General features: G+C 70.9%; 24 protein-coding genes. All 24 read left to right on the top strand.

Annotated elements, in window-relative coordinates:
* Positions 1 to 12: 12 nt before the first annotated feature.
* On the top strand, positions 13 to 543 hold the full coding sequence (pyrR, locus tag AA0Y20_RS11485) for a bifunctional pyr operon transcriptional regulator/uracil phosphoribosyltransferase PyrR (RefSeq protein ID WP_412939331.1): 531 nt from the start codon (positions 13 to 15) through the stop codon (positions 541 to 543).
* Positions 540 to 1,505: an aspartate carbamoyltransferase catalytic subunit gene (locus AA0Y20_RS11480; protein WP_412939330.1), complete on the top strand. Its 966-nt coding sequence runs from the start codon at positions 540 to 542 to the stop codon at positions 1,503 to 1,505. The genes pyrR and AA0Y20_RS11480 overlap by 4 nt, the downstream gene beginning before the upstream one ends.
* Positions 1,502 to 2,812, top strand: a complete 1,311-nt coding sequence (locus AA0Y20_RS11475; RefSeq protein ID WP_412939329.1) for a dihydroorotase — start codon at positions 1,502 to 1,504, stop codon at positions 2,810 to 2,812. The genes AA0Y20_RS11480 and AA0Y20_RS11475 overlap by 4 nt, the downstream gene beginning before the upstream one ends.
* Positions 2,809 to 3,333: a hypothetical protein gene (locus AA0Y20_RS11470; protein WP_412939328.1), complete on the top strand. Its 525-nt coding sequence runs from the start codon at positions 2,809 to 2,811 to the stop codon at positions 3,331 to 3,333. The genes AA0Y20_RS11475 and AA0Y20_RS11470 overlap by 4 nt, the downstream gene beginning before the upstream one ends.
* Complete coding sequence (carA, locus tag AA0Y20_RS11465; protein WP_412939327.1) at positions 3,330 to 4,478, top strand: glutamine-hydrolyzing carbamoyl-phosphate synthase small subunit; 1,149 nt, start codon at positions 3,330 to 3,332, stop codon at positions 4,476 to 4,478. Before AA0Y20_RS11470 ends, carA begins: the two co-directional genes overlap by 4 nt.
* Entirely contained in the window at positions 4,478 to 7,765 is a 3,288-nt protein-coding gene (carB, locus tag AA0Y20_RS11460) for a carbamoyl-phosphate synthase large subunit (protein WP_412939326.1), read from the top strand. The genes carA and carB overlap by 1 nt, the downstream gene beginning before the upstream one ends.
* Positions 7,762 to 8,631 (top strand): orotidine-5'-phosphate decarboxylase, encoded by an 870-nt coding sequence (gene pyrF, locus AA0Y20_RS11455; protein WP_412939325.1) that lies wholly within the window; start codon positions 7,762 to 7,764, stop codon positions 8,629 to 8,631. The genes carB and pyrF overlap by 4 nt, the downstream gene beginning before the upstream one ends.
* The gene (gmk, locus tag AA0Y20_RS11450; RefSeq protein WP_412939324.1) at positions 8,624 to 9,520 is read left to right on the top strand and encodes a guanylate kinase; all 897 of its coding nucleotides are present in this window, start codon (positions 8,624 to 8,626) and stop codon (positions 9,518 to 9,520) included. Before pyrF ends, gmk begins: the two co-directional genes overlap by 8 nt.
* Positions 9,521 to 9,599: 79 nt before the next feature.
* Positions 9,600 to 9,854, top strand: a complete 255-nt coding sequence (gene rpoZ / locus AA0Y20_RS11445) for a DNA-directed RNA polymerase subunit omega (protein ID WP_023950606.1) — start codon at positions 9,600 to 9,602, stop codon at positions 9,852 to 9,854.
* A gap of 126 nt (positions 9,855 to 9,980) precedes the next feature.
* Positions 9,981 to 11,174 (top strand): methionine adenosyltransferase, encoded by a 1,194-nt coding sequence (gene metK / locus AA0Y20_RS11440; RefSeq protein WP_412939323.1) that lies wholly within the window; start codon positions 9,981 to 9,983, stop codon positions 11,172 to 11,174.
* Positions 11,171 to 13,135 (top strand): primosomal protein N', encoded by a 1,965-nt coding sequence (locus AA0Y20_RS11435; protein ID WP_412939322.1) that lies wholly within the window; start codon positions 11,171 to 11,173, stop codon positions 13,133 to 13,135. Before metK ends, AA0Y20_RS11435 begins: the two co-directional genes overlap by 4 nt.
* Positions 13,136 to 13,143: 8 nt before the next feature.
* A complete protein-coding gene (gene fmt / locus AA0Y20_RS11430; RefSeq protein ID WP_412939321.1) occupies positions 13,144 to 14,061 on the top strand; it encodes a methionyl-tRNA formyltransferase in 918 nt (305 codons plus the stop codon).
* Positions 14,058 to 15,410 (top strand): RsmB/NOP family class I SAM-dependent RNA methyltransferase, encoded by a 1,353-nt coding sequence (locus AA0Y20_RS11425; protein WP_412939320.1) that lies wholly within the window; start codon positions 14,058 to 14,060, stop codon positions 15,408 to 15,410. Before fmt ends, AA0Y20_RS11425 begins: the two co-directional genes overlap by 4 nt.
* A 17-nt stretch (positions 15,411 to 15,427) precedes the next feature.
* Positions 15,428 to 16,105, top strand: coding sequence for a ribulose-phosphate 3-epimerase (gene rpe / locus AA0Y20_RS11420; protein ID WP_412939319.1), 678 nt, complete (start codon positions 15,428 to 15,430; stop codon positions 16,103 to 16,105).
* Positions 16,106 to 16,157: 52 nt separating this feature from the next.
* Positions 16,158 to 16,421: a phosphoribosyl-ATP diphosphatase gene (locus AA0Y20_RS11415; RefSeq protein ID WP_023950618.1), complete on the top strand. Its 264-nt coding sequence runs from the start codon at positions 16,158 to 16,160 to the stop codon at positions 16,419 to 16,421.
* Positions 16,422 to 16,461: 40 nt separating this feature from the next.
* Positions 16,462 to 17,304 carry an ATP phosphoribosyltransferase gene (gene hisG, locus AA0Y20_RS11410; RefSeq protein WP_412939318.1) on the top strand — a complete coding sequence of 281 codons (843 nt, stop codon included), beginning with the start codon at positions 16,462 to 16,464 and terminating at the stop codon, positions 17,302 to 17,304.
* A 1-nt stretch (position 17,305) separates the two neighbouring features.
* Positions 17,306 to 18,070: an imidazole glycerol phosphate synthase subunit HisF gene (hisF, locus tag AA0Y20_RS11405; RefSeq protein WP_412939317.1), complete on the top strand. Its 765-nt coding sequence runs from the start codon at positions 17,306 to 17,308 to the stop codon at positions 18,068 to 18,070.
* Positions 18,067 to 18,423, top strand: a complete 357-nt coding sequence (hisI, locus tag AA0Y20_RS11400; RefSeq protein ID WP_412939316.1) for a phosphoribosyl-AMP cyclohydrolase — start codon at positions 18,067 to 18,069, stop codon at positions 18,421 to 18,423. Before hisF ends, hisI begins: the two co-directional genes overlap by 4 nt.
* A complete protein-coding gene (locus AA0Y20_RS11395; protein WP_412939315.1) occupies positions 18,420 to 19,025 on the top strand; it encodes a Trp biosynthesis-associated membrane protein in 606 nt (201 codons plus the stop codon). The genes hisI and AA0Y20_RS11395 overlap by 4 nt, the downstream gene beginning before the upstream one ends.
* Positions 19,026 to 19,072: 47 nt before the next feature.
* Positions 19,073 to 19,300: a DUF6704 family protein gene (locus tag AA0Y20_RS11390; protein ID WP_023950623.1), complete on the top strand. Its 228-nt coding sequence runs from the start codon at positions 19,073 to 19,075 to the stop codon at positions 19,298 to 19,300.
* 1 nt (position 19,301) lies between these two features.
* Positions 19,302 to 20,078, top strand: coding sequence for an indole-3-glycerol phosphate synthase TrpC (gene trpC, locus AA0Y20_RS11385; protein ID WP_412939314.1), 777 nt, complete (start codon positions 19,302 to 19,304; stop codon positions 20,076 to 20,078).
* The gene (trpB, locus tag AA0Y20_RS11380; protein WP_412939313.1) at positions 20,075 to 21,334 is read left to right on the top strand and encodes a tryptophan synthase subunit beta; all 1,260 of its coding nucleotides are present in this window, start codon (positions 20,075 to 20,077) and stop codon (positions 21,332 to 21,334) included. The genes trpC and trpB overlap by 4 nt, the downstream gene beginning before the upstream one ends.
* Positions 21,331 to 22,125: a tryptophan synthase subunit alpha gene (trpA, locus tag AA0Y20_RS11375; protein WP_412939312.1), complete on the top strand. Its 795-nt coding sequence runs from the start codon at positions 21,331 to 21,333 to the stop codon at positions 22,123 to 22,125. The genes trpB and trpA overlap by 4 nt, the downstream gene beginning before the upstream one ends.
* Positions 22,126 to 22,168: 43 nt before the next feature.
* A complete protein-coding gene (gene lgt / locus AA0Y20_RS11370; protein ID WP_412939311.1) occupies positions 22,169 to 23,143 on the top strand; it encodes a prolipoprotein diacylglyceryl transferase in 975 nt (324 codons plus the stop codon).
* The last annotated feature ends 8 nt before the right edge of the window (positions 23,144 to 23,151 follow it).

Raw genomic sequence — 23,151 nt, 5'->3', positions numbered from 1 at the left:
AGGGAGCGGCGGATGAGCACGCGAACCGTGCTGCATGAAGCCGACATCGCCCGGGCCCTGACGCGGATCTCGCACGAGATCCTCGAATCGAACAAGGGCCCCGCCGACCTCGTCATCCTCGGCATCCCGCGGCGGGGGGTCCCCCTCGCGACACGCATCGGCTCTCTCCTCGCGGAGATCTCCGGGACGGCCGTCCCGGTCGGAGCCCTCGACGTGACGATGTACCGCGACGACCTCCACCGCAATCCGACGCGGGCGCCGCAGCCCACGGAGATCCCGGCCGGCGGCATCGACGGCAAGGTGGTCGTCCTCGTCGATGACGTGCTGTTCTCGGGGCGATCGATCCGCGCTGCCCTCGACGCGTTGCAGGACGTCGGCCGCCCGGCGGCGGTCCGGTTGGCGGCTCTCGTCGACCGAGGCCACCGTGAGCTCCCGATCCGACCCGATTTCGTCGGGAAGAACCTGCCCAGCGCCCGTGACGAGCGGGTCAACGTGCGCCTGCGCGAGGTCGACGCCGTCGAAGAGGTGACGATCGGATCATGAGGCACCTTCTCGACACCAAGGGCCTCGACCAGCTCGATGCGCTCCGCATCCTCGACGTCGCCGAGGACATGTCCGCCACGCAGCAGCGCGAGGTGCGCAAACTCCCGACGCTCCGGGGCAAGACGGTCGTGAACCTCTTCTTCGAGGACTCCACGCGCACCCGGATCTCATTCGAGGCGGCCGCCAAGCGTCTCTCCGCCGACGTGATCAACTTCTCGGCCAAGGGCTCCTCGGTCTCGAAGGGCGAATCGCTCCAGGACACCGCCCAGACGCTGCAGGCGATGGGGGCGGATGCCGTCGTGATCCGCCACGGCGCGTCCGGGGCTCCTCAGACGCTGGCGACGAGCGGCTGGATCAGCGCCGGCGTGGTCAACGCGGGCGACGGGACCCACGCGCACCCGACGCAGGCGCTGCTCGACGCCTTCACGATCCGCAAGCGCTTCTTCGGCGAAGACAGCCGCGGCCGCGATCTCTCCGGCCTGCGCGTGACCATCGTCGGCGACATCCTGCACTCGCGTGTCGCACGTTCGAACGTCTGGCTCCTGACGACGCTGGGGGCCGAGGTCACCCTCGTCGCCCCGCCGACCCTCGTGCCGCAGGACGTGTCGGCGTGGCCGGTGCGCGTGGTCTACGACCTCGACGAGGCCATCGCGGACGAGCCCGACGCGCTCATGATGCTCCGCATCCAGCTCGAGCGGATGAACGCCGCGTATTTCCCGACTGAACGGGAGTATTCACGCACGTGGGGCCTGGATGCCGCGCGACTCGCGGCGCTTCCGGCCGATAGCATTGTCCTGCACCCCGGCCCGATGAACCGGGGGATGGAGATCTCCGCCGCCGCCGCCGATTCGCCGCGCTCGACTGTGCTCGAGCAGGTCGCGAACGGCGTCTCGGTGCGGATGGCCGTGCTCTACCTGCTGCTGGCGGGCGAGCGCACCGAAGCTGAGGAGGACGGACGATGAGCGAGAGCTTCCTCATCCGCGGAGCGCGCCTGTCGGGCGGCGACGCCGTCGACATGGTGATCGCCGACGGGATGATCACCGAGGTCGGCTCGGGCCTGAGCGCCGCCGGCGCGACGGTGGTCGACGCCGACGGACTCATCGCGTTGCCCGGGCTCGTCGACCTGCACACGCATCTGCGGGAGCCCGGTTACGAGGCCTCGGAGACCATCCTCTCGGGCTCGCGTGCGGCGGCCGCCGGCGGTTTCACGACGGTCTTCGCCATGCCGAACACCTCGCCCGTGGCCGACACCGCGGGTGTCGTCGAGCAGGAGCTCGCGCTCGGCGAGGCCGCCGGGTACGTGCACGTGCAGCCGATCGGCGCGGTGACGATCGGGCAGAAGGGCGAGCGACTCGCCGAGCTCGGCGCCATGGCCGCCTCGCGCGCTCGCGTCCGCGTCTTCAGCGACGACGGGCTCTGCGTGTTCGACCCGCTGATCATGCGCCGCGCCCTGGAGTACGTGAAGTCGTTCGACGGCGTGGTGGCGCAGCATGCTCAGGATCCGCGCCTGACCGAGGGCGCCCAGATGAACGAGGGCGTCGTGTCCGCCGAACTGGGCCTGACCGGGTGGCCGGCCGTCGCCGAGGAGTCGATCATCGCGCGCGATGTGCTGCTGGCCGAGCACGTCGGCTCCCGCCTACACGTGTGTCACCTCTCGACGGCCGGTTCGGTCGACATCATCCGGTGGGCGAAGAAGCGCGGGGTCAATGTGACCGCCGAGGTCACGCCGCACCACCTGCTGCTCTCCGAGGAGCTCGTCCGCGGCTACGACGCCCGGTTCAAGGTCAACCCGCCGCTCCGACGCGATGAGGACGTCCAGGCCGTGCGGGAGGGCCTCGCCGACGGGACGATCGACATCGTCGCGACCGACCACGCCCCGCACCCCGCCGAGGCCAAGAGCTGCGAATGGGCCGCGGCCGCGAACGGCATGGTGGGTCTCGAGTCCGCTCTGCGCGTCGTGCAGCAGGCGGTCGTCGACACGGGACTTCTCGGGTGGGAGGACGTCGCGCGCGTGCTCTCGACGGCTCCCGCCCGGATCGGTCGCCTGACCGACGCGGGCACGCCGCTCGAGGCGGGCCGCCCGGCGTCGTTCACGCTGTACGACCCGCGCCCGGTCCGCACCTTCACAGATGCCGACCTGCGCGGTCGCAGTGTCAACTCGCCCTACCTCGATCGTGAGCTGCCCGGGGACGTGCGCTGGACCCTCTTCCGCGGCACGGCGACGGTCGCCGACGGTGATCTGCTCGACGAGCCGGGGGCGCGCGCATGAGCCGTGAGGGCGCCCTGCTCGTCATGGTCGCCGTCGCCCTGCTGCTGCTCGCCCTCGGGGTGTGGGCGTGGCGACGACGAACGAGGCGCGACAGCGGCCTCACGGTGCCGGTCGGCGAACTGCCGGCCGGGGCCGTTCAGACGGCGGCGATCTCGGGACTCTACGTCGCGACGACACGCCACGACGAGCCGCTCGAGCGCCTCGCCATCCGCGGGCTCGGATTCCGCTCCCGTGTCGACGTCATCGTCGCCGCGGGCGACGCGGGTGGCGGCGTGGCCCTCGACCTGACCGGTCAGCCGCGCCTGTTCATCCCCGCCGAGCGCATCGTCTCGGTCGATCAGGCAACCGTCGCGATCGACCGCGTCGTCGAGAAGCAGGGCCTGACACGCCTGAGCTGGCTGATCGACGACGAGACGATCGTCGACAGCTACTTCCGACCCCAGACCGCGTCGGCCCGTGCGCTGGCCGACGCCATCCAGACCATCGTGACCCCCACCCAGACCCCAGGAGGCGACGCGTGACACTGTTCACCCGTGACCCCGCCGTGCTCGTTCTCGAGGACGGATCCCGCCACATCGGCCGCGCCTACGGTGCGCGCGGCACCACGCTCGGAGAGGTCGTCTTCGCCACCGGCATGACCGGATACCAGGAGACCCTCACCGACCCGTCCTACGCCGGCCAGATCGTGCTGCAGACCGCACCGCACATCGGGAACACCGGCATGAACGGCGAGGACGTCGAGTCCCGCCGCATCTGGGTCGCCGGATACATCGTCCGCGACCCCTCGCGCGTCGTGTCGAACTGGCGCTCGGAGAACTCGCTCGACGAATCGCTCGAGCGAGACGGCATCGTCGGCATCAGCGGCATCGACACGCGCGCCGTGACGCGTGTCCTGCGCTCGGCGGGCTCCATGCGCGGCGGCGTCTTCAGCGGCGACGCCGCCGACATCGACCCCGAGGAGCAGCTCCGCATCGTCCGCGAGGCGCCCGAGATGACCGGTCGCAACCTCTCGGCCGAGGTGTCGGTGCCCGCAGCGGAAGTGACGCCGGCGTCGGGGGAGCGCCTCGGCAACCTCGCCGTGCTCGACCTCGGCGTCAAGCAGGCGACCGTCAACAACCTCGCCGCCCGCGGCTTCGACGTGCACGTCCTCCCGCAGGACGTCACGCTCGAGCAGCTGCGCGCGATCGACCCGATCGCGGTGTTCTACTCGAACGGCCCCGGAGACCCCGCCGCGAGCGATCACCACGTCGAGCTGCTGCGGGGAGTGCTCGCCGACAAGCTGCCGTTCTTCGGGATCTGCTTCGGCAACCAGCTCCTCGGCCGTGCGCTCGGCTTCGGCACGTACAAGCTGCCCTTCGGCCACCGCGGCATCAACCAGCCCGTGCTCGACAAGCAGACCGGCCGTGTGGAGATCACCGCGCACAACCACGGCTTCGCCGTCGACGCTCCGATCGAGGGCGTCGTCGACAGCCCCGCGGGCTTCGGCCGCGTCGAGGTCAGCCACGTCGGCCTCAACGACAACGTCGTGGAGGGCCTTCGCGCCCTCGACCTGCCGGCCTTCTCGGTGCAGTACCACCCCGAGGCCGCGGCGGGTCCGCACGACGCCAACTACCTCTTCGACCGCTTCCGCGACCTCGTGATCGCGACCCAGGAGAACAAGAACTGATGCCCAAGCGCGACGATATCCAGAGCGTTCTCGTCATCGGGTCGGGGCCGATCGTCATCGGCCAGGCCTGTGAATTCGACTACTCCGGCACCCAGGCGTGCCGGGTGCTCCGCGAGGAGGGCGTCCGCGTCATCCTCGTCAACTCGAACCCGGCGACGATCATGACCGATCCCGACTTCGCCGACGCCACGTACATCGAGCCGATCACGTGGCAGGTCATCGAGACGATCATCGCCAAGGAGCGCCCCGACGCGATCCTGCCGACCCTGGGCGGCCAGACCGCGCTCAACGCGGCGATCGACCTGCACAAGCACGGCATCCTCGAGAAGTACGACATCGAACTGATCGGCGCGAACTTCGAGGCGATCAACAAGGGCGAGGATCGGCAGATCTTCAAGCAGCTCGTCATCGACTCGGGAGCGGATGTCGCCGACAGCCGCATCTGCCACACGATGGACGAGGTGCTCGCGGGCGCAGCCGAGCTCGGCTACCCGCTCGTCGTGCGTCCCTCCTTCACGATGGGCGGTCTCGGCTCGGGCTTCGCGTACAACGAAGAGGATCTGCGCCGTATCGCGGGAGCGGGTCTGCGCGACTCGCCGACCACGGAGGTTCTGCTCGAGGAGTCGATCCTCGGGTGGAAGGAGTACGAGCTCGAGCTCATGCGCGACTCGGCCGACAACACCGTGGTCGTCTGCTCGATCGAGAACGTCGATCCCGTCGGCGTCCACACGGGCGACTCCATCACGGTCGCGCCGGCCCTGACGCTCACCGACCGCGAGTACCAGAAGATGCGCGACATCGGCATCGACATCATCCGCGCCGTCGGCGTCGACACCGGTGGCTGCAACATCCAGTTCGCCGTCGACCCGCAGACGGGGCGCATCATCGTCATCGAGATGAACCCGCGCGTGTCGCGTTCGTCCGCGCTGGCATCCAAGGCGACCGGATTCCCGATCGCGAAGATCGCCGCGAAGCTCGCGATCGGCTACCGTCTCGACGAGATCCCGAACGACATCACGAAGGTCACCCCGGCGAGCTTCGAGCCGACGCTCGACTACGTCGTCGTGAAGGTGCCGCGCTTCAACTTCGAGAAGTTCCCCGCCGCCGACACGACCCTCACGACCACCATGAAGTCGGTCGGCGAGGCGATGGCGATCGGCCGGAACTACGCCACGGCGCTCCAGAAGGCGCTGCGCTCGCTCGAGAAGCGGGGATCGAGCTTCCACTGGGGCGACGAGGAGCGCACGGTCGACGAGCTGCTCGAGATCGCGAAGACCCCGACGGACGGGCGGATCGTGGTGCTGCAGCAGGCGATGCGCAAGGGCGCCACGGTCGAGCAGGCCTTCGAGGCCACCGCGATCGACCCGTGGTTCCTCGACCAGATCGAGCTCATCAACGAGGTCGCCGCATTCGTGGCCGATTCCGGCGAGCTCGACGAGCACGTCATCCGCACGGCCAAGGACCACGGGTTCAGCGACGCGCAGATCGCGCAGCTCCGCGGCATCACCGAGGAGGAGGTGCGCGGCGTCCGCCACGCGCTCGGCCTCCGCCCCGTCTTCAAGACGGTCGACACCTGCGCCGGCGAGTTCCCTGCGCTCACGCCGTACCACTACTCGTCGTACGACTCCGAGACCGAGGTCACGCCCTCCGAGCGCACCAAGGTCGTCATCATCGGCTCGGGCCCCAACCGCATCGGTCAGGGCGTCGAGTTCGACTACTCCTGCGTGCACGCGAGCTTCGCCCTGGCGGATGCCGGGTACGAGACGATCATGGTCAACTGCAACCCCGAGACGGTCTCGACCGACTACGACACGAGCGATCGGCTCTACTTCGAGCCGCTGACGCTCGAGGACGTCCTCGAGGTGCTGCACGCCGAGTCGCAGTCCGGCACGATCCTCGGCGTCATCTGCCAGCTCGGCGGGCAGACCCCGCTCGGGCTCGCGAAGGGAATCGAGGCCGCCGGATACAGCATCCTCGGCACCCAGCCGGAGGCCATCGATCTGGCCGAGGAGCGTGAGCTGTTCTCACGTCTGCTCGACGACGCCGGTCTCGTCGCGCCGCGCAACGGCACCGCGATCGATGTCGAGGGGGCCGTCGAGGTCGCCGAGTCGATCGGCTACCCCGTGCTCGTCCGGCCGAGCTTCGTGCTGGGCGGGCGAGGCATGGAGATCGTCTACGACACCGAGAGCCTGCGCGACTACTTCGTGCGCGTCGCCGACCAGGCGATCATCGGCCCGGGCCTCCCGCTGCTCGTCGATCGCTTCCTCGATGACGCGGTCGAGCTCGACGTCGACGCGCTGTTCGACGGCGAAGAGCTGTACATCGGCGGCGTGATGGAGCACCTCGAAGAGGCCGGCATCCACTCCGGTGACTCGAGCTGCACGCTGCCCCCCATGTCGCTGGGCCGCACCGAGATCGACCGGGTCCGCGAGGCCACCCTCGCGATCGCCCGCGGAGTCGGCGTGCGCGGACTGCTCAACGTCCAGTTCGCCGTGTCGGCCGGAGTGCTCTACGTCATCGAGGCGAACCCGCGCGCCAGCCGCACCGTGCCGTTCGTGTCGAAGGCGCTCGGCATCCCGCTCGCCAAGGCCGCCTCGCGGATCATGGCCGGGTCGTCGATCGGCGAGCTCAAGGCCGAGGGGCTGCTGCCCGCCGAGGACGGCTCGCGCGTCCCGCTCGATGCTCCGGTCGCCGTGAAGGAGGCCGTGCTGCCGTTCAAGCGGTTCCGCACCGCCGACGGCCGCACCGTCGACTCCGTCCTCGGACCCGAGATGCGCTCGACCGGCGAGGTCATGGGAATGGACCGTGATTTCCCGACCGCCTTCGCCAAGAGCCAGGCGGCCGCTTACGGCGGCATGCCGACCTCGGGCACGGTGTTCCTCTCGGTCGCCGACGACGACAAGCGCGCCGTGATCCTGCCGGCCCACCGGCTGCAGGAACTCGGCTTCCGCCTGATCGCCACGGAGGGCACCGCCGAGATCCTCGCGCGCAACGGCATCCGGGTCGAGGTCGTCGGGAAGTACTCCGAGACGCAGGGCTCGGGTGAGCGCAACATCGTCGATCTGATCAACGCCGGCGAGGTCGACATGGTCGTGAACACGCCTTCCGGCGGGGTCGCGCGCGCGGACGGCTACGAGATCCGTGCCGCCGCGGTGGCGGGTGACCGTGCCCTCTTCACCACGATGGCGGTCCTGGGCGCCGCGGTGAGCGCGCTGCCCGTGCTCCGTGCCGGCTTCGAGGTGAAGAGCCTGCAGGACTACGCCCTCGAGCGGGCGGGGCGCCGGTGACCGCATTCGGGGAGCGCCTCTCCGGCGCGCTCGAGACATACGGGCCGCTCTGCGTCGGCATCGATCCGCACTCCGCGCTGCTCGCGGACTGGGGCCTTCCGGCCTCAGCCGCGGGCGTGCGGGAGTTCGGACTGCGTGTGGTCGAGGCCGCGCGCGGCCGCGTCGGCGTCGTCAAACCGCAGGTCGCGTTCTTCGAGCGTCACGGATCGGCGGGCTTCGCGGCATTGGAAGACGTCCAGGCCGCAGCTCGGGACGCGGGCCTGATCGTGATCGCCGACGCGAAGCGCGGCGATATCGGCAGCACGATGGACGGCTACGCCGCGGCTTGGCTCGAGCCGGGCGCGCCGCTCGAGGCGGATGCCGTGACGGTGAGCCCGTACCTCGGCCCGGGGTCTCTCCGCGGCACGATCACGGCTGCGGCGCGTGCTGGAAAGGGCGTCTTCGTCCTCGCCGCGACCAGCAACCCCGAGGCGTTCGGCCTGCAGTCCGCGGAGGTCACCGCGGTCGAGGCGCAGCGCGGTCAGACGGTCGCGGACTGGGTCGCAGCCGGGGTCGGATGGGCCAATCGTGCCGCCGCGGAGGCGGGCGCTCTGGGGCACGTGGGCCTCGTCGTGGGGGCGACCGTCGACCGCGACGAGCTCGGCCTGACCGACGACTCGCTCCGTGCCGCGCCGATCCTGGCCCCCGGTTTCGGCGCGCAGGGCGTGGCGCTCGGCGCGCTGCGGTCGGTCTTCGGCGCGCATGCCGCCCAGGTCATCGCGAGCGCGAGTCGCAGCGTGCTGGCCGCCGGCCCCGACGGCATCGTCGGCGCGCTCGACGCTCATCGCCGCGAGCTCGCGGAGGCAGAGGAGGAACATCGTGGCTGACCGTCCCCACCCGCCCGAGGTCGACCGCGCCGCGGCCTCGCGCCGAGCCGTCGAAGCGCGCCGCGAGCGCGCCGCGCTGAAGAAGGACGTCGCGATGCGCGTCATCTCGCCCCAGGAGCTCCTGCGGCGGGCTCTGCGCGACCCCGATTCGGCGGCCGGTGCGATGCGGGTCACCGACTTCCTGACCGCGATCCCGGCGATCGGCGAGAACAAGCGCGACCGCATCCTCGCCGACCTCGACATCTCGCCCGTCAAGCGCCTCGGCGGGCTGGGGTCGCGGCAGCGGCTCGCGTTGCAGGGATTCCTCGACGCGCGCCTGCCCGAGCCGCAGCCGCGCGCCGGCCGATCGCGGCTGCTCGTGCTCGCCGGACCCACCGCCGTGGGCAAGGGCACGGTCGCCGGCCACATCCGCGACACGCATCCCGAGATCATGCTCTCCGTCTCCGCGACGACACGGGCCCCGCGGCCCGGCGAGGTCGACGGCGAGCACTACTACTTCGTGGACGACGCCGAGTTCGACCGCCTGATCGCCGAGGGTGAGCTGCTCGAATGGGCGACGGTGCACAACCGTCACCGTTACGGCACCCCGAAGGCTCCGATCGAGGCGGCTCTGGCGCAGGGTCGCACGGTGCTCCTGGAGATCGATCTGCAGGGAGCGCGCCAGGTTCGCGCCGCCGCGCCCGACGCGACCCTCGTGTTCCTGCTGCCGCCCAGCTGGGATGAGCTGGTCGAGCGCCTGGTGGGGCGGGGCACCGAGGACGCCGAGGAGCGCGCCCGCCGCCTGCGCACGGCGCGCGTCGAGCTGGCATCGCAGAACGAGTTCGACTACCGCGTCGTCAACGACACCGTCTCGCGGGCGGCCGACGAGGTCGCCGCGCTGGCCGACTGATCGCGTAGACTGGGGGGATGCCTGCGCCTGCGGCGCGGCAGCCGACTCTCCACCGACATCGATCCCGGAAGGATCCGCCATGGCCGGAAGCAACGAAGGCATCATCGACCCGCCCATCGACGCCCTGCTCGACAAGGTCGACTCGAAGTACCAGCTGGTCATCTACGCGTCCAAGCGCGCGCGTCAGATCAACGACTACTACTCCGACCTCCACGAGGGCAACCTCTTCGACAACGTCGGCCCTCTCGTCGACTCGTCCGTCGAGGACAAGCCCCTGACGATCGCTATGCACGAGATCCACGAGGACAAGCTCCGCCTGCGTTCGCTCGACTGACTCGGCGGCAGCCCCGTCATATTTCTGCCCGCGGCAGCCGGATGTCGGCCGCCGCGGGCAGAATCGTCTCCGTCCCGATCCCGCCCCGTCCCGATCCCGCCCCGTCACGTCCCACAGGGAGTCCCGATGAGCCAGCTGCGCCTGTTCACGTCCGAGTCCGTCACCGAGGGGCATCCCGACAAGATCTGCGACCAGATCTCCGACAGCATCCTCGATGCCCTGCTGACGGAGGATCCCGGCTCGCGCGTCGCGGTGGAGACCCTCGTGACGACGGGCCTCGTGCACGTAGCCGGCGAGGTTCGGACGGACGGCTACGCCGACATCCCCGGCATCGTCCGCGGCGTCGTCAACCGCATCGGATACACCTCGAGCGAGACGGGCTTCGACGGGGACTCGTGCGGTGTCACGGTGTCGATCGGCGAGCAGTCCTCCGACATCGCCGCCGGGGTCGACAACGCCCTCGAGCATCGCGAGCAGGGGTCGATCGATCCCACCGACGCGCTCGGCGCCGGCGACCAGGGCATCATGTTCGGCTACGCGACGAACGAGACGCCGCAGCTGATGCCGATAGCGATCTGGACGGCCCATCGGATCGCCGAGCGTCTGACGTCGGCTCGTCGCACGGGCGCGCTGCCGTTCCTGCGGCCCGATGGCAAGACCCAGGTGACGCTCGGCTACGACGGCGCCGTGCCCCGCACGGTCGAGACCGTTGTGCTCTCGACGCAGCATCAGCCCGATATCTCGCTTCCTGCGCTGCGAGCGGCCGTGCAGGCGGAGGTCATCGAGCCCGTCCTCGCAGAGACCGGCCTCGACATCTCCGACGTCGAGTACGTCATCAACCCGGCCGGCCCGTTCGTCGTCGGCGGCCCGAAGGGCGATGCGGGACTGACGGGCCGCAAGATCATCATCGACACCTACGGCGGGGCCGCTCGGCACGGTGGCGGCGCCTTCAGCGGCAAGGACCCGTCCAAGGTCGACCGTTCGGCGGCCTACGCGATGCGCTGGGTCGCGAAGAACGCCGTCGCAGCGGGACTCGCGGACCGCCTCGAGGTGCAGGTGGCGTATGCCATCGGGCGAGCGGCACCCGTCGGGTTGTATGTCGAGTCCTTCGGCACCGGCCATGTCTCCGACGAGGCGATCTCGGCGGCCATCCGCGATGTGTTCGACCTCCGCCCGCAGGCGATCATCGACCGCCTCGATCTGCTCCGGCCGATCTATGCGAAGACGGCGGCGTACGGGCACTTCGGTCGCGAACTGCCCGAGTTCACCTGGGAGCGCACCGACCGCGTCGAGGAGTTGCGCACCGCAGCGGGCCTGTGAGCAGCGAGGCCCGGCGTGTTGCGCGCGTTCTGATCGACTCACCGCTGCCGCAGCTCGACCGTCTGTTCGACTACGTCGTGCCCGACGCCCTCCGCGAGTCGGCAGTGCCCGGCGTCCGTGTGAAGGTGCCGCTCCGCACCGTCGGGCGCACCGTCGAGGGCTACCTCGTCGAGCTCGGACACGAGACCGATGGCGATCGCCCCCTGTCCGAGCTCGAAGACGTCGTGTCACCCGTCGAGGTGCTGCCGGAACGGCTCTACGCGCACGCGCGCCGGGTCGCGGACCGGGCAGCGGGGTCGGCGAGCGACGTCCTGCGCCTGGTGATCCCCAAGCGGATGGTGCGGGCCGAGAAGGCGTGGGCGGCGTCCGGCCCGCCCGAGGCCCCGGTCGTGACCGCCGACGCGCTCGCCTGGGCTCGTGAGACCGTCGCGGCATACCCCGAACTCGAGGCCGCGGTCGCGGCGGGCGAGCGCGTCGCGCTCGACGCGCCACCGCGGCCCGCGGACGATGTGCCCGCCTGGGCCGAGCTGTTGGCCGCGCTGGCCGTGCTGACGCTGGGTCGGGGGAGGAGCGCGGTGGTCGTGGTCCCGGACCATCGCGACGAGGCGCACGTCCTGGCCGTCCTCGCCCGTCGGGTCGACGATGACGCCGTCGTCCGCGACGATGCGCGGCGGTCGGGGCCCGAACGCTACGCCGGGTATCTCCGTCTGTTGGCACCCGTGCCGTGCATCGTCGTGGGCAACCGGTCGAGCGTGTACGCGCCGGCCCACGATCTCGGCGCGGTGCTGCTCTGGGACGACGGCGATCCGCTGCTCGCCGAGCCGCTGAGCCCGGGCGTGCACGCACGCGACGCCGCGCTCGTCCGACAGGAGCTGCAGGAGTGCGCCCTGGTCTTCGCCGGCCTGACGCGCACGACCGACGTCGAGCGTCTCGTGGCGCTCGGCTGGGTGCGCGAGGTGCCGGCTCGCCGCCGTGAGAGCGCCCGCGTGGTCCTCTCGGCGACGCGGGAGGGCGAGTCGCGGGGAACGCGGGTGCCGTCGGCGGCCTTCGCCGCGGCGCGTGAGGCGCTCGCGGACGGACCGGTTCTGGTGCAGGTCGCCCGTCCCGGGTACGCCCCCGTCCTCGTGTGTGCCGACTGCCGCACACCGGCCCGCTGCGCGCACTGCGCCGGCCCTCTGCGCGCCCGGCGGCCGGGAGCCGTGCCCGAGTGCGCGTGGTGCGGGCGCTCGGCTCCGGCATGGGCGTGCGCGTCCTGCTCGTCGCACCGTCTGCGCATGGCGTCCTCGGGCAGCGAGCGCACCGCCGACGAGCTCGGACGCGCTTTCCCGAACACCCGCGTCATCGTCTCCGACGGCGATCACCAGGTGACCCACGTCGATGCCAAGCCCGCGCTCGTCATCGCGACGCGCGGCGCCGAGCCCTTCGCCGCCGGCGGATACCGCGCCGTGATCCTGCTCGACGGCGATCGGATGCTGATGACCGAGCAGCTCCGCATCGCCGAAGCGTGTCTGCGCTGGTGGTCGGATGCCGCGGCTCTCGCCGCACCCGGCGCCCCCGTCCACCTCGTCGGTGTGGCCGGCCCCGCTGCGCGGGCGCTCGCGACCTGGACCCAGCCCGCCTATGCGCGAGCGGAGCTCGCCGAGCGGGCGCCGCTCCAGATGCCGCCGACGGTCCGCGTCGCGGCGGTGGAGGGAACAGCCTCCGCCGTCTCCGAGGCGATCGCGCAGCTGCGAGCAGACGTGCCCGCGCTCACCGACACATCGGTTCTCGGGCCGGTGCCACGCGACGACGCCGTCCGCGCCCTCGTCCGCTTCGAGTACGCGCTCGGACGTCCCGTGGCGGAATCGCTCCGGGCGTCGGTCGTCGCGGCAGCGTTGCGCGGGCGGCGGCGGCGCGGTGCTCCGGCGGGGCCGCGCAATACACTCAGAGTACGTCTCGACGTGCCCGATCTCGATCTGTGAGGAGCGCCATGCGCATCGTCTTCGCCGGGACACCGGAACCAGCCCTGCCGTCGCTGCGGCGACTCGCCGCATCACGGCACGAGATCGTCGGGGTCGTCACGCGGCGCGACGCGCCGCTCGGACGCAAACGGGTGCTCACCCCGTCGCCGGTCGTGGCCCTCGCGGCCGAGCTCGGTCTGCCGATCCTGAAGACCGACCGCCTCGACGCCGAAGCGACGCAGACGATCACCGCGTGGGGAGCCGACCTCGGCGTCATCGTCGCGTACGGGGGGCTCGTGCGCGAGCCGCTGCTGTCGGCGCCGCCGCACGGCTGGATCAACCTGCACTTCTCGCTTCTGCCCGCCTGGCGGGGCGCCGCTCCGGTGCAGCACTCGCTGATCGCGGGCGATCGGATGAGCGGGGTCAGCGTGTTCCGCCTCGTGCCCGAGCTCGACGCCGGCGATGTCTTCGCGCAGACTCGCCACCCGGTCGACCGCGGCGCGACCGCCGGCGATCTGCTGGCGCAGCTCGCCGATGTCGGCGCTCAGACCGTCGCGGCCGTCGTCGACGGGATCGCCGACGGAACGGCGACAGCCGTCCCGCAGTCGGGCGAGCCGTCGCTCGCCCCGAAGCTGACGCTCGGCGACGGACTCCTCGACTTCGCGCTCCCCGCGGACGTCGTGCTCGACCGCTTCCGCGGGACCACCCCCGAGCCGGGAGCGCACACGACCATCGCCGGCCAGCGCCTCAAGATCCTCGCGGCTCGGCGCGGCGCGGATGCGGACCTCGCCCCGCGGGAGATCCGTCTCGTCGGCAAGGAGGTCCTCGTGGGAACGGCAGACGGCACGATCGCCCTGCAATCGGTGCAGCCGGCAGGACGTGGTGCGATGCCGGCTCCGGACTGGTGGCGCGGTCAGCGCGTCGAGAGCGTCGAGGCGGGCTCGTGAACCCCGCCCGTCGCGTCGCATTCGACGTCCTGCGCGCGGTCGCCGACTCCGACGCCTATGCGAACCTGCTCCTCCCGCAAGAGCTCCGGCGCGCCGGGCTGACGCCGGCTGACGCCGGCCTCGCGACCGAGCTCACCTACGGGACCCTGCGCCGCCAGGGCACCTACGACGCCATCATCGAGCAGGCGTCGGGCCGCCCGATCGACACGATCGACCCGCCCGTCCTCGACGCTCTCCGCCTCGGAGTCCACCAGCTGCTGGCGACGCGCGTGGCGTCGCACGCGGCTGTCAACGAGAGCGTCGAGCTCGTCCGCCGCGCGGGTGCAGCGAACGCCGCGGGCTTCGCCAACGCCGTGCTGCGTCGCATCGCGCGCGACAATCCGGGGGACTGGCTGCAGCGCGTGGATGCCGGCGCCCGGTCGGACGACGAGCGACTCGGTCTGCGATACTCGCACCCCGTATGGGTCATCCGCGCCTTCCGTCGTGCCCTCGCCGCCGAGGGGCGCGTCGACGAGCTGGAAGACCTGCTGGCGGCAGACAACGTCTCACCGACCGTCACGATGACCGCGCTACCGGGTCTGGCCGAGATCCCCGCCGACCGTACGCGGACGCCGTACTCGCCGCTCGGGTTCCGTCTCGACGGGGGAGACCCCGAACCCCTGGTGCGCGGCGCGGCGGGCCGCATCCGGGTCCAGGACGAGGGCTCTCAGCTCGCCGCGCTCGCGCTGTCGCGAGCACGTCCGGTCCGCGCGGGCGAGCGCTGGCTCGACCTGTGCGCAGCCCCCGGCGGCAAGACGGCCGTCCTGGCTGCCGAGGCGCTGGGAGGCGGAGCCGTCATCGAGGCGAACGAGATATCGCCCGCCCGCGCCCGCCTCGTACGCTCCTCCGTCGCCGGGGTGCCGCTCGAGGTTCCCGTGTCGGAGGAGGACGGCCGGGAACGAGCGGGACGCGGTCGTTACGACCGCATCCTCGTCGATGCGCCGTGCACCGGACTCGGCGCACTCCGTCGCCGGCCGGAGGCGCGGTGGCGCAAGAGCCCGGCCGATGTCCCCGACCTCAGCGCGCTGCAGCGCGAGCTTCTCGGGGCTGCTGTCGATGCCCTCGCCCCCGGCGGGATCGTGGCCTATGTGACCTGTTCTCCCCACCTCGCCGAGACCGCTGTGGTCGTGGCGGACATCCGCGCCGCTCGGCCGGACGTTCGCGAGCTCGATGCCCGCGCGGTCATTCGTGCGGTCAGCAGGGGAGGGATCGATCTGCCCGACCCGCAGGACGGTTCGGGCCGCGCGCAGCTCTGGCCGCACCGGCACGGGACCGACGCCATGTCCATCACCCTGCTGCAGAAGCCGTGACCGGCGATAATGGGGGTGTGAGCGACGCCGACGCCCTGCGCATCAACCCCAGCATCCTGGCCGCCGACTTCGTGAACATGGAGGCTGAGCTCGGCCGCATCCGGTCGGCCGACTTCGTCCACGTCGACGTCATGGACAACCACTTCGTCCCGAATCTCACCTTCGGCCCGCAGATGGTCGAGCGGATCCAGGCGACGAGCCCGGTTCCGCTGGACGTCCATCTGATGATCTCCGATGTCGACCGCTGGGGCCCCGGCTACGCCGAACTGGGCGCCGCGAGCGTCACCTTCCATCTCGAAGCGGCGACCGACCCGGTGGCGCTCGCCCGTCGGCTGCGCTCGATCGGCTCGCGCGCCGGCGTCGCCGTGAAGCCCGCAACGCCGGTGGAAGGGCTGTTCGACGTCCTCGACGAGTTCGACCAGATCCTCGTCATGACGGTCGAGCCCGGTTTCGGGGGGCAGAGCTTCATGGCCGATCAGATGCCCAAGCTCCGCCGTCTGGCCGACGAGGCGCGCCGGCGTGGTTCCTCCGTCTGGCTCCAGGTCGACGGCGGCATCTCCGAGTCGACGATCGCTCAAGCGGCCGAGGCGGGAGCCGACACGTTCGTGGCGGGCTCCGCGGTTTTCGGCGCCGACGATCCGGACTCCGCGATCGCGAGCCTCCGCGATCGGGCACAGCGGGTCCACCGGCACTGATCCGTCGGCGCGCGCGGTCGGAGCCCCCGTCGCGGGCCGGTACCCTGGCTAGGTGAAGACGTTCGACGCGCTGTTCGCAGAGCTCACCTCTATCGCCGAGACCCGGCCCGAGGGCTCGGGCACGGTCGCGCAGCTCGACCGCGGTGTGCACGCCATCGGCAAGAAGATCGTCGAAGAGGCGGCCGAGGTCTGGATGGCGGCCGAATATCAGTCCGACGCCGAGACGGCCGAGGAGATCTCGCAGCTGCTCTACCACCTGCAGGTGCTCATGATCAGCAAAGGTCTGAGCCCCGAAGACGTCTACCGACATCTCTGAGCGACGCCCCGCCCTTCCGCTCCGAGACAGAAAGACCCCCATGCTGCGCATCGCCGTCCCGAACAAGGGATCGCTCGCCGAGACCGCCGCCGAGATGCTGGCCGAGGCCGGCTACATCGGACGCCGCGACTCGAAGGACCTCCACGTCATCGACCCGGTGAACGAGGTCGAGTTCTTCTACCTGCGTCCCAAGGACATCGCCACGTACGTCGGCTCGGGTGCATTGGACGTCGGCATCACTGGCCGCGACCTGCTGCTGGACGCCCGCATGCCCGGCGCGCGCGAGATCGAACGGCTCGGCTTCGCCGGGTCGACGTTCCGCTTCGCTGCCCCGACCGGGACGTTCACCGACGTGGCCGAGCTCGCGGGCAAGCGCATCGCCACGTCGTACCCCGGACTCGTCGATGCGTTCCTCGACGAGCGGGGCATCGCCGTCGACCTCGTGCCGCTCGACGGGGCCGTGGAGTCGGCGGTTCGCCTGGGCGTCGCCGATGCGGTCGCCGACGTCGTGGAGACGGGCACGACCCTCCGTCAGGCCGGCCTCGAGGTCTTCGGCCCGGAGATCCTCCGGTCCGAGGCCGTCCTGATCGCCGGACCTCAGGACGCCGAGGGCACCGAGCGTCTGCTGCGTCGTCTTCGCGGTGTGCTCGTGGCGCGGCGTTATGTGCTCGTGGACTACGACCTGCCGGCTGCTCTGGTGGACGAGGCCGTCGCGATCGCCGGCGGCATCGAGTCGCCGACCATCTCACCGCTGCGCGACCCCGAGTGGGTGGCGGTGCGCGTGATGGTGCCGCGCGCGAGCGTCAACACGACGATGGACGACCTGTACGCCATCGGCGCGCGTGCCATCCTCGTCACCGCGATCCACAACGCGAGGCTCTGACATGACGCTGGCACGCCGCGTCATCCCGTGCCTGGACGTCGCCGCGGGGCGGGTCGTCAAAGGCGTCAACTTCGAGAACCTGCGCGACATGGGCGATCCGGTCGAGCTCGCGCGACTCTACTTCGAGCAGGGCGCGGACGAGCTGACCTTCCTCGACGTCACCGCGACCGTCGACGGCCGTGCGACGACCTACGATGTCGTGCGCCGCACGGCGGAGCAGGTCTTCATCCCGCTCACCGTCGGTGGCGGTGTCCGCTCGGTCGACGACGTCGCGCGGCTCCTCTCGGTCGGGGCCGACAAGGTCGGCGTCAATTCGGCGGCGATCGCGCGTCCCGACCTCATCGGCGAGATCGCCGATCGCTTCGGCGCGCAGGTGCTCGTTCTCTCGCTCGACGTGAAGCGCGCGCCCGGAACCGACTCGGGCTTCGTCGTCACGACCCACGGCGGCCGCACGGCGACGTCGATCGACGCGCTCGCCTGGGCTCGCGAGGCGATCGAGCGCGGTGCGGGGGAGCTGCTGGTGAACTCCATCGACGCCGACGGCACGAAGGACGGGTTCGACCTCGAGCTCATCTCCCTGATGCGCGCGGTCTCCTCCGTCCCGGTGATCGCCTCGGGCGGCGCGGGAGCGACGGAGCACTTCGTCCCCGCGATCGAGGCGGGCGCGGATGCCGTGCTCGCGGCATCCGTGTTCCACTCGGGGCAGCTCACCATCGGCGACGCCAAGGACGCGCTGACCGAGCGCGGGATCGAGGTGCGGCGATGACCGAGAGCATCGACGACCGCCTCGCGCGGGTGTCGTTCGACGCGAACGGCCTCGTCGCCTCGATCGTCCAGCAGCACGACACGCGCGAGGTGCTCATGCTGGCGTGGATGGATGCCGAGGCGCTCCGCCGGACGCTCACGAGCGGACGCGTGACCTTCTGGTCGCGCTCGCGGCAGGAGTACTGGCGCAAGGGCGACACGTCCGGCCACATCCAGCTGGTGCGCGGTGCGCGGCTCGACTGCGACGGCGACGCGGTGCTCCTGCTCGTCGAGCAGGTGGGCGCGGCGTGCCACACCGGCACGCGAACCTGCTTCGACGCCGACGATCTCGACCCGGTCGTCGAGGTCTCATGACGCGCCGCTCGCGGATGATCGCCGTGCTCGCGGCCGTCGTGGGCGGTGGCCTCGCAGTCATCGGCGCGACTCAGCCGTGGCTGGAGGCGACGCTGCGCGACGGCGCTCAGGCGGTCCTCCCGGTGCCGGGCACCGAGGCGCTCCCGCTGGTCACTCCGCTGGGGCTGGCGGCTCTCGCGCTCGGGCTCGCGCTCTCGATCGTGGGCACGGTGCTGCGCTACGCCTTCGGTGTCATCGGCGTCCTCATCGGCGCCGCGCTCCTCGCCGAGTCGCTTCGGATCGCTCTGACAGCACCCCCCGAAGCCGTCGTGGGCGTCGTCGCCGATGCGACCGGTCTCGCGGGAGTCGAGGCGGTGGGCACCCTCGTCTCGGCGATCACGGTCACCGCGTGGCCGTGGATCACGGTCGTCGGCGCCGTCTTCGTGTGCGCGGGCGGCGTGCTCACCCTCGTCACCGCGCGGTCGTGGCGCAGCACCGCGCGCCGCTACCGCACGGATGCGGCCGCGGAGGTGCGTCGCCCCGGCGGTTCGCGGCCGCACGACTCCCACGATCCGATCGATTCGTGGGACGACCTCAGCCGCGGGTCCGATCCGACCGCCTGAGCCCCGGTAGACTGACCTCAGCCCGAGAAATCCCGCGAAGGAGAACAATGAGCAACATCGGCGACCCCGGCCACGGACACTCCCCGGCGGCGTGGACCGCTGTGGTGATCATGCTCCTGGCGTTCGCGCTGGGCACCCTGTTCTTCTGGCTCGACATGCCGGTGCTCGTGTGGGCGTCCGCCGGGCTGCTCGTCGTGGGTCTCATCGTCGGCTGGGCCATGGCGAAGGCCGGGTACGGCGCGTACGGCGACAAGTACACCCCGAAAGCGCACTGACGTGCTGGCCGGTCTCACGGCCGGCGCCGTCGAGGACGCCGAGGCCCGTGCGGCCGAGCGGCCCCTCGCCGTCGTCGAGCGCGACGCGCTCGCTCAGCGCCCGGCACGCGACGCCCTCGCGGCGCTCGCGCCGGCCGAGCGGGTCAAGATCATCGCGGAGGTCAAGCGGGCGAGTCCGTCGCGCGGTGACCTGGCTGCGATCCCCGATCCCGCTCTCCAGGCGGCGCGATACCAGGAAGGCGGGGCCTCCGTCATCTCGGTGCTGACCGAGGGGCGGCGGTTCAAGGGCAGCCTGGCCGATCTCGAGGCGGTCCGCGCCGAGGTGTCGATCCCGGTGCTGCGGAAGGACTTCATCGCGAACGCGTACCAGGTCTTCGAGGCGCGGGCAGCGGGTGCCGATCTGGTGCTCCTGATCGTCGCTGCCCTCGATCAGCCGGTGCTGGCCGAGCTGCACGAGCTCGTGCTCGAGCTGGGTATGACGCCGCTCGTCGAGACGCACTCGCTCGACGAGGTGCATCGCGCCGCCGACATCGGCGCGCGTCTCGTCGGGGTCAACGCACGAAACCTCTCGACCTTCGAGCTCGACCGGGATCTCTTCGGCCGGCTGGCGGAGCACCTGTCGGCGGATGCCGTCAAGATCGCCGAATCCGCCGTGCTGACACCCGACGACGTGACCCATTACCGTCGGGCCGGTGCCGACGCCGTCCTCATCGGCGAGGCGCTCGTGACGAACGACCCTGTGACCACCCTGCACGCATTCCTGGAGGCCGGCGCGTGAGTCTGCGAGAACAGCACGGTCCTTTCTTCGGCGATTTCGGCGGACGGTTCATGCCCGAATCGCTGATCGCTGCGATCGACGAGCTGACGGCCGTCTACGAATCGGCGATGGCCGACCCGGAGTTCGCCGCCGAGCTGACGCGTACGCTCGCGACCTACGCCGGCCGCCCCTCGGCTCTGACCGAGGTCCCGCGCTTCGCCGAGCACGCGGGCGGCGCGCGCGTCTTCCTCAAGCGGGAGGACCTCAACCACACGGGCTCGCACAAGATCAACAACGTGATCGGCCAGGCGATGCTGACGAAGCGCCTGGGCAAGACCCGGGTCATCGCCGAGACCGGCGCGGGCCAGCACGGTGTCGCCACGGCCACGGCTGCCGCACTGTTCGGCTTCGAGTGCACGATCTACATGGGTGAGGTCGACACCGAGCGTCAGGCCCTCAATGTCGCACGCATGCGACTGCTCGGCGCCGAGGTCGTGCCGGTGACGACCGGCTCGCGCACGCTGAAGGATGCGATCAACGAGGCGTACCGCGACTGGGTCGCCTCGGTCGAGACCACCAACTACATCTTCGGCACCGCCGCGGGGCCGCATCCGTTCCCCGCGATGGTCCGCGATTTCCAGAAGATCATCTCGGAAGAGGCTCGCGAGCAGCTGCTCGCCGAGACCGGGCGCCTTCCCGACGCCGTCGTCGCATGCGTCGGCGGCGGCTCGAACGCGATCGGCATGTTCGACGCGTTCCTCGACGACGCGGGCGTCGCGCTCTACGGCGTGGAGGCGGCCGGTGAGGGAGTCGACACCGAGCGCCACGCCGCGTCGATCGAGCGCGGGCGCCCCGGCGTCCTGCACGGGGCGAAGACCTTCGTGCTGCAGGACGAGGACGGGCAGACCATCGAGTCGCACTCCATCTCGGCGGGGCTGGACTATCCGGGTGTGGGACCCGAGCACGCCTGGCTCGCGTCGATCGGCCGTGCCTCGTACATCCCGGCGACCGACACGGAAGCGATGGAGGCCCTCAGGCTCCTGAGCCGCACCGAGGGCATCATCCCCGCGATCGAGTCGGCGCACGCGCTGGCCGGCGCACTGCGGATCGGGCGCGAGCTCGGCCCCGACGCGATCATCGCCGTCAACCTGTCCGGTCGGGGCGACAAGGACATGGATACGGCTGCGCGCTGGTTCGAGCTGTACGACGAGGGCGCCGAGCCCGTGGTCGAACCCGAACACGACGAGGCCGCGTCGGGCGAAGGAGTCGAGCTGTGACTTCTCGTGTCGCCGCCGCGATCGATGCCGCGCACGCCGACGGTCGTGGTGCCTTCGTCGGTTACCTGCCGCTCGGATTCCCCGATCTCCAGACGAGCATCGAGGCCGCCGTGACTCTCGCCGAGGCGGGAGCCGACGTCCTCGAGCTCGGACCTCCGTACTCCGATCCCGTGATGGACGGTGTCGTGATCCAGGAGGCGACGCAGACCGCCCTGGCCGCGGGTTTCCGTCTCCGCGACACGTTCACCGCGGTCCGCGCGATCGCGGAACGGGTCGACATCCCGATCCTCGTGATGACGTACTGGAACCCCGTGCTCCAGTACGGCGTCGACCGCTTCGCCGACGATCTCGCGGCGGCCGGCGGTGCCGGCCTGATCACGCCCGACATCACCCCGGATGCAGCACCCGAGTGGCTCGCCGCATCGGAGCGCACCGGCCTCGACCGCGTGTTCCTCGCCGCGCCCACCTCGACCGACGAGCGGCTGCGGATGATCGTCGAGGCCTCGACCGGCTTCGTCTACACGGTCTCGACGATGGGGATCACGGGCGAGCGCGCCGAGCTCGACGCGGCTGCGCGCACCCTCGTCACGCGTCTCCGAGAGCTCGGAGACGTGCACGCGTGCGTCGGCATCGGCATCTCCACGCCCGATCAGGTCGCCGGAGTCGTCGACTACGCCGATGGTGCGATCGTGGGAACAGCCCTCGTGCGCGCACTGCGCGACGGGGGCGTCGCCGGGCTCTCGGGGACCGCGCGTGCTCTGGCGGCGGGCACGGCCCGCGAGCGCGTCTAGACTTTTCCGGTCGCACGACCGCCGATTTCCGAGGGACGATCCGATGATCCACGCTGCACACACGCTCGTCGCGAGCATCCCGAGCCCGTCGGTGAGCTACATCGACCTGGGCCCTCTGCGCATCCACTTCTATGCGCTGTGCATCATCGCCGGCATCATCGTCGCGACGTTGATGACCAATCACCGCCTCACGCGCCGCGGCGCCGAGCCGTGGGTCGTCATCGACATCGCCCTGCTCGCCGTGCCGCTCGCGCTGATCGGCGCGCGTGCCTTCCACGTGCTGACCCACCCGGGGTTCTACTTCGGTCCGGACAAGAACCCGTGGGCCGTGCTGTTCATCTGGGAGGGCGGCATCGCCATCTTCGGCGCGCTCATCGGCGGCGCGGTGGGCGCCTACCTCGGGTGCAAGTGGACCGGCATCCGGTTCTGGAGCTTCGCCGACGCGCTCGCTCCGGGCCTCCTGCTGGCGCAGGCGATGGGCCGCTTCGGAAACTGGTTCAACCAGGAGCTGTTCGGCCTTCCTACCGATGTTCCGTGGGGTCTCGAGATCGACAGCACCAACCCCGCGTTCCCCGCCGGGCTGGCGCCCGACACGCTGTTCCACCCGACGTTCCTGTACGAGGTCATCTGGAACGGCCTCGGCGTGCTGGTCCTGTTGTGGGTCGGCCGTAAGGCATGGGCGCAGTGGGGCAAGCTCTTCGGCCTCTACCTCGTCTGGTACGGCGCGGGCCGTGTCGTCTGGGAGTCGATCCGGATCGATCCGAGCGAGATCATCCTGGGCCTCCGCACGAACGTGTGGGCGGCGATCTTCGCCATCGCCGTCGGCATCGCGATCATCGTGGTCCAGACGCGACGCCACACGGGCGACGAGTCTTCGCCTTATCAGCGAGGTCGCGAGTGGGTGGCTCCGAGCGCGCTACAATCGCAGAGCACCGAAGACTTCGTGGATCTGAGCGCACCCCCGACGCCCGAAGCTCACGCAGACAGCGCCACAAGCGCGGTCACCTCGAAGCAGTAGTTCCCCAG

This window comes from Microbacterium pratiae (assembly GCF_047302165.1).
Lineage (GTDB): Bacteria > Actinomycetota > Actinomycetes > Actinomycetales > Microbacteriaceae > Microbacterium.
The sequence above is the reverse complement of the archived record's forward strand: the minus strand, read 5'-3'. Positions and strand labels throughout refer to the sequence as shown.

Excerpts from the sequence above, each read along its gene's own strand:
- pyrR (WP_412939331.1), top strand. The coding sequence starts at position 13 with ATGAGCACGCGAACCGTGCTGCATGAAGCCGACATCGCCCGGGCCCTG.
- AA0Y20_RS11480 (WP_412939330.1), top strand. The coding sequence starts at position 540 with ATGAGGCACCTTCTCGACACCAAGGGCCTCGACCAGCTCGATGCGCTC.
- AA0Y20_RS11475 (WP_412939329.1), top strand. The coding sequence starts at position 1,502 with ATGAGCGAGAGCTTCCTCATCCGCGGAGCGCGCCTGTCGGGCGGCGAC.
- AA0Y20_RS11470 (WP_412939328.1), top strand. The coding sequence starts at position 2,809 with ATGAGCCGTGAGGGCGCCCTGCTCGTCATGGTCGCCGTCGCCCTGCTG.
- carB (WP_412939326.1), top strand. The coding sequence starts at position 4,478 with ATGCCCAAGCGCGACGATATCCAGAGCGTTCTCGTCATCGGGTCGGGG.
- rpoZ (WP_023950606.1), top strand. The coding sequence starts at position 9,600 with ATGGCCGGAAGCAACGAAGGCATCATCGACCCGCCCATCGACGCCCTG.
- metK (WP_412939323.1), top strand. The coding sequence starts at position 9,981 with ATGAGCCAGCTGCGCCTGTTCACGTCCGAGTCCGTCACCGAGGGGCAT.
- fmt (WP_412939321.1), top strand. The coding sequence starts at position 13,144 with ATGCGCATCGTCTTCGCCGGGACACCGGAACCAGCCCTGCCGTCGCTG.
- hisG (WP_412939318.1), top strand. The coding sequence starts at position 16,462 with ATGCTGCGCATCGCCGTCCCGAACAAGGGATCGCTCGCCGAGACCGCC.
- hisF (WP_412939317.1), top strand. The coding sequence starts at position 17,306 with ATGACGCTGGCACGCCGCGTCATCCCGTGCCTGGACGTCGCCGCGGGG.
- hisI (WP_412939316.1), top strand. The coding sequence starts at position 18,067 with ATGACCGAGAGCATCGACGACCGCCTCGCGCGGGTGTCGTTCGACGCG.
- AA0Y20_RS11395 (WP_412939315.1), top strand. The coding sequence starts at position 18,420 with ATGACGCGCCGCTCGCGGATGATCGCCGTGCTCGCGGCCGTCGTGGGC.
- AA0Y20_RS11390 (WP_023950623.1), top strand. The coding sequence starts at position 19,073 with ATGAGCAACATCGGCGACCCCGGCCACGGACACTCCCCGGCGGCGTGG.
- lgt (WP_412939311.1), top strand. The coding sequence starts at position 22,169 with ATGATCCACGCTGCACACACGCTCGTCGCGAGCATCCCGAGCCCGTCG.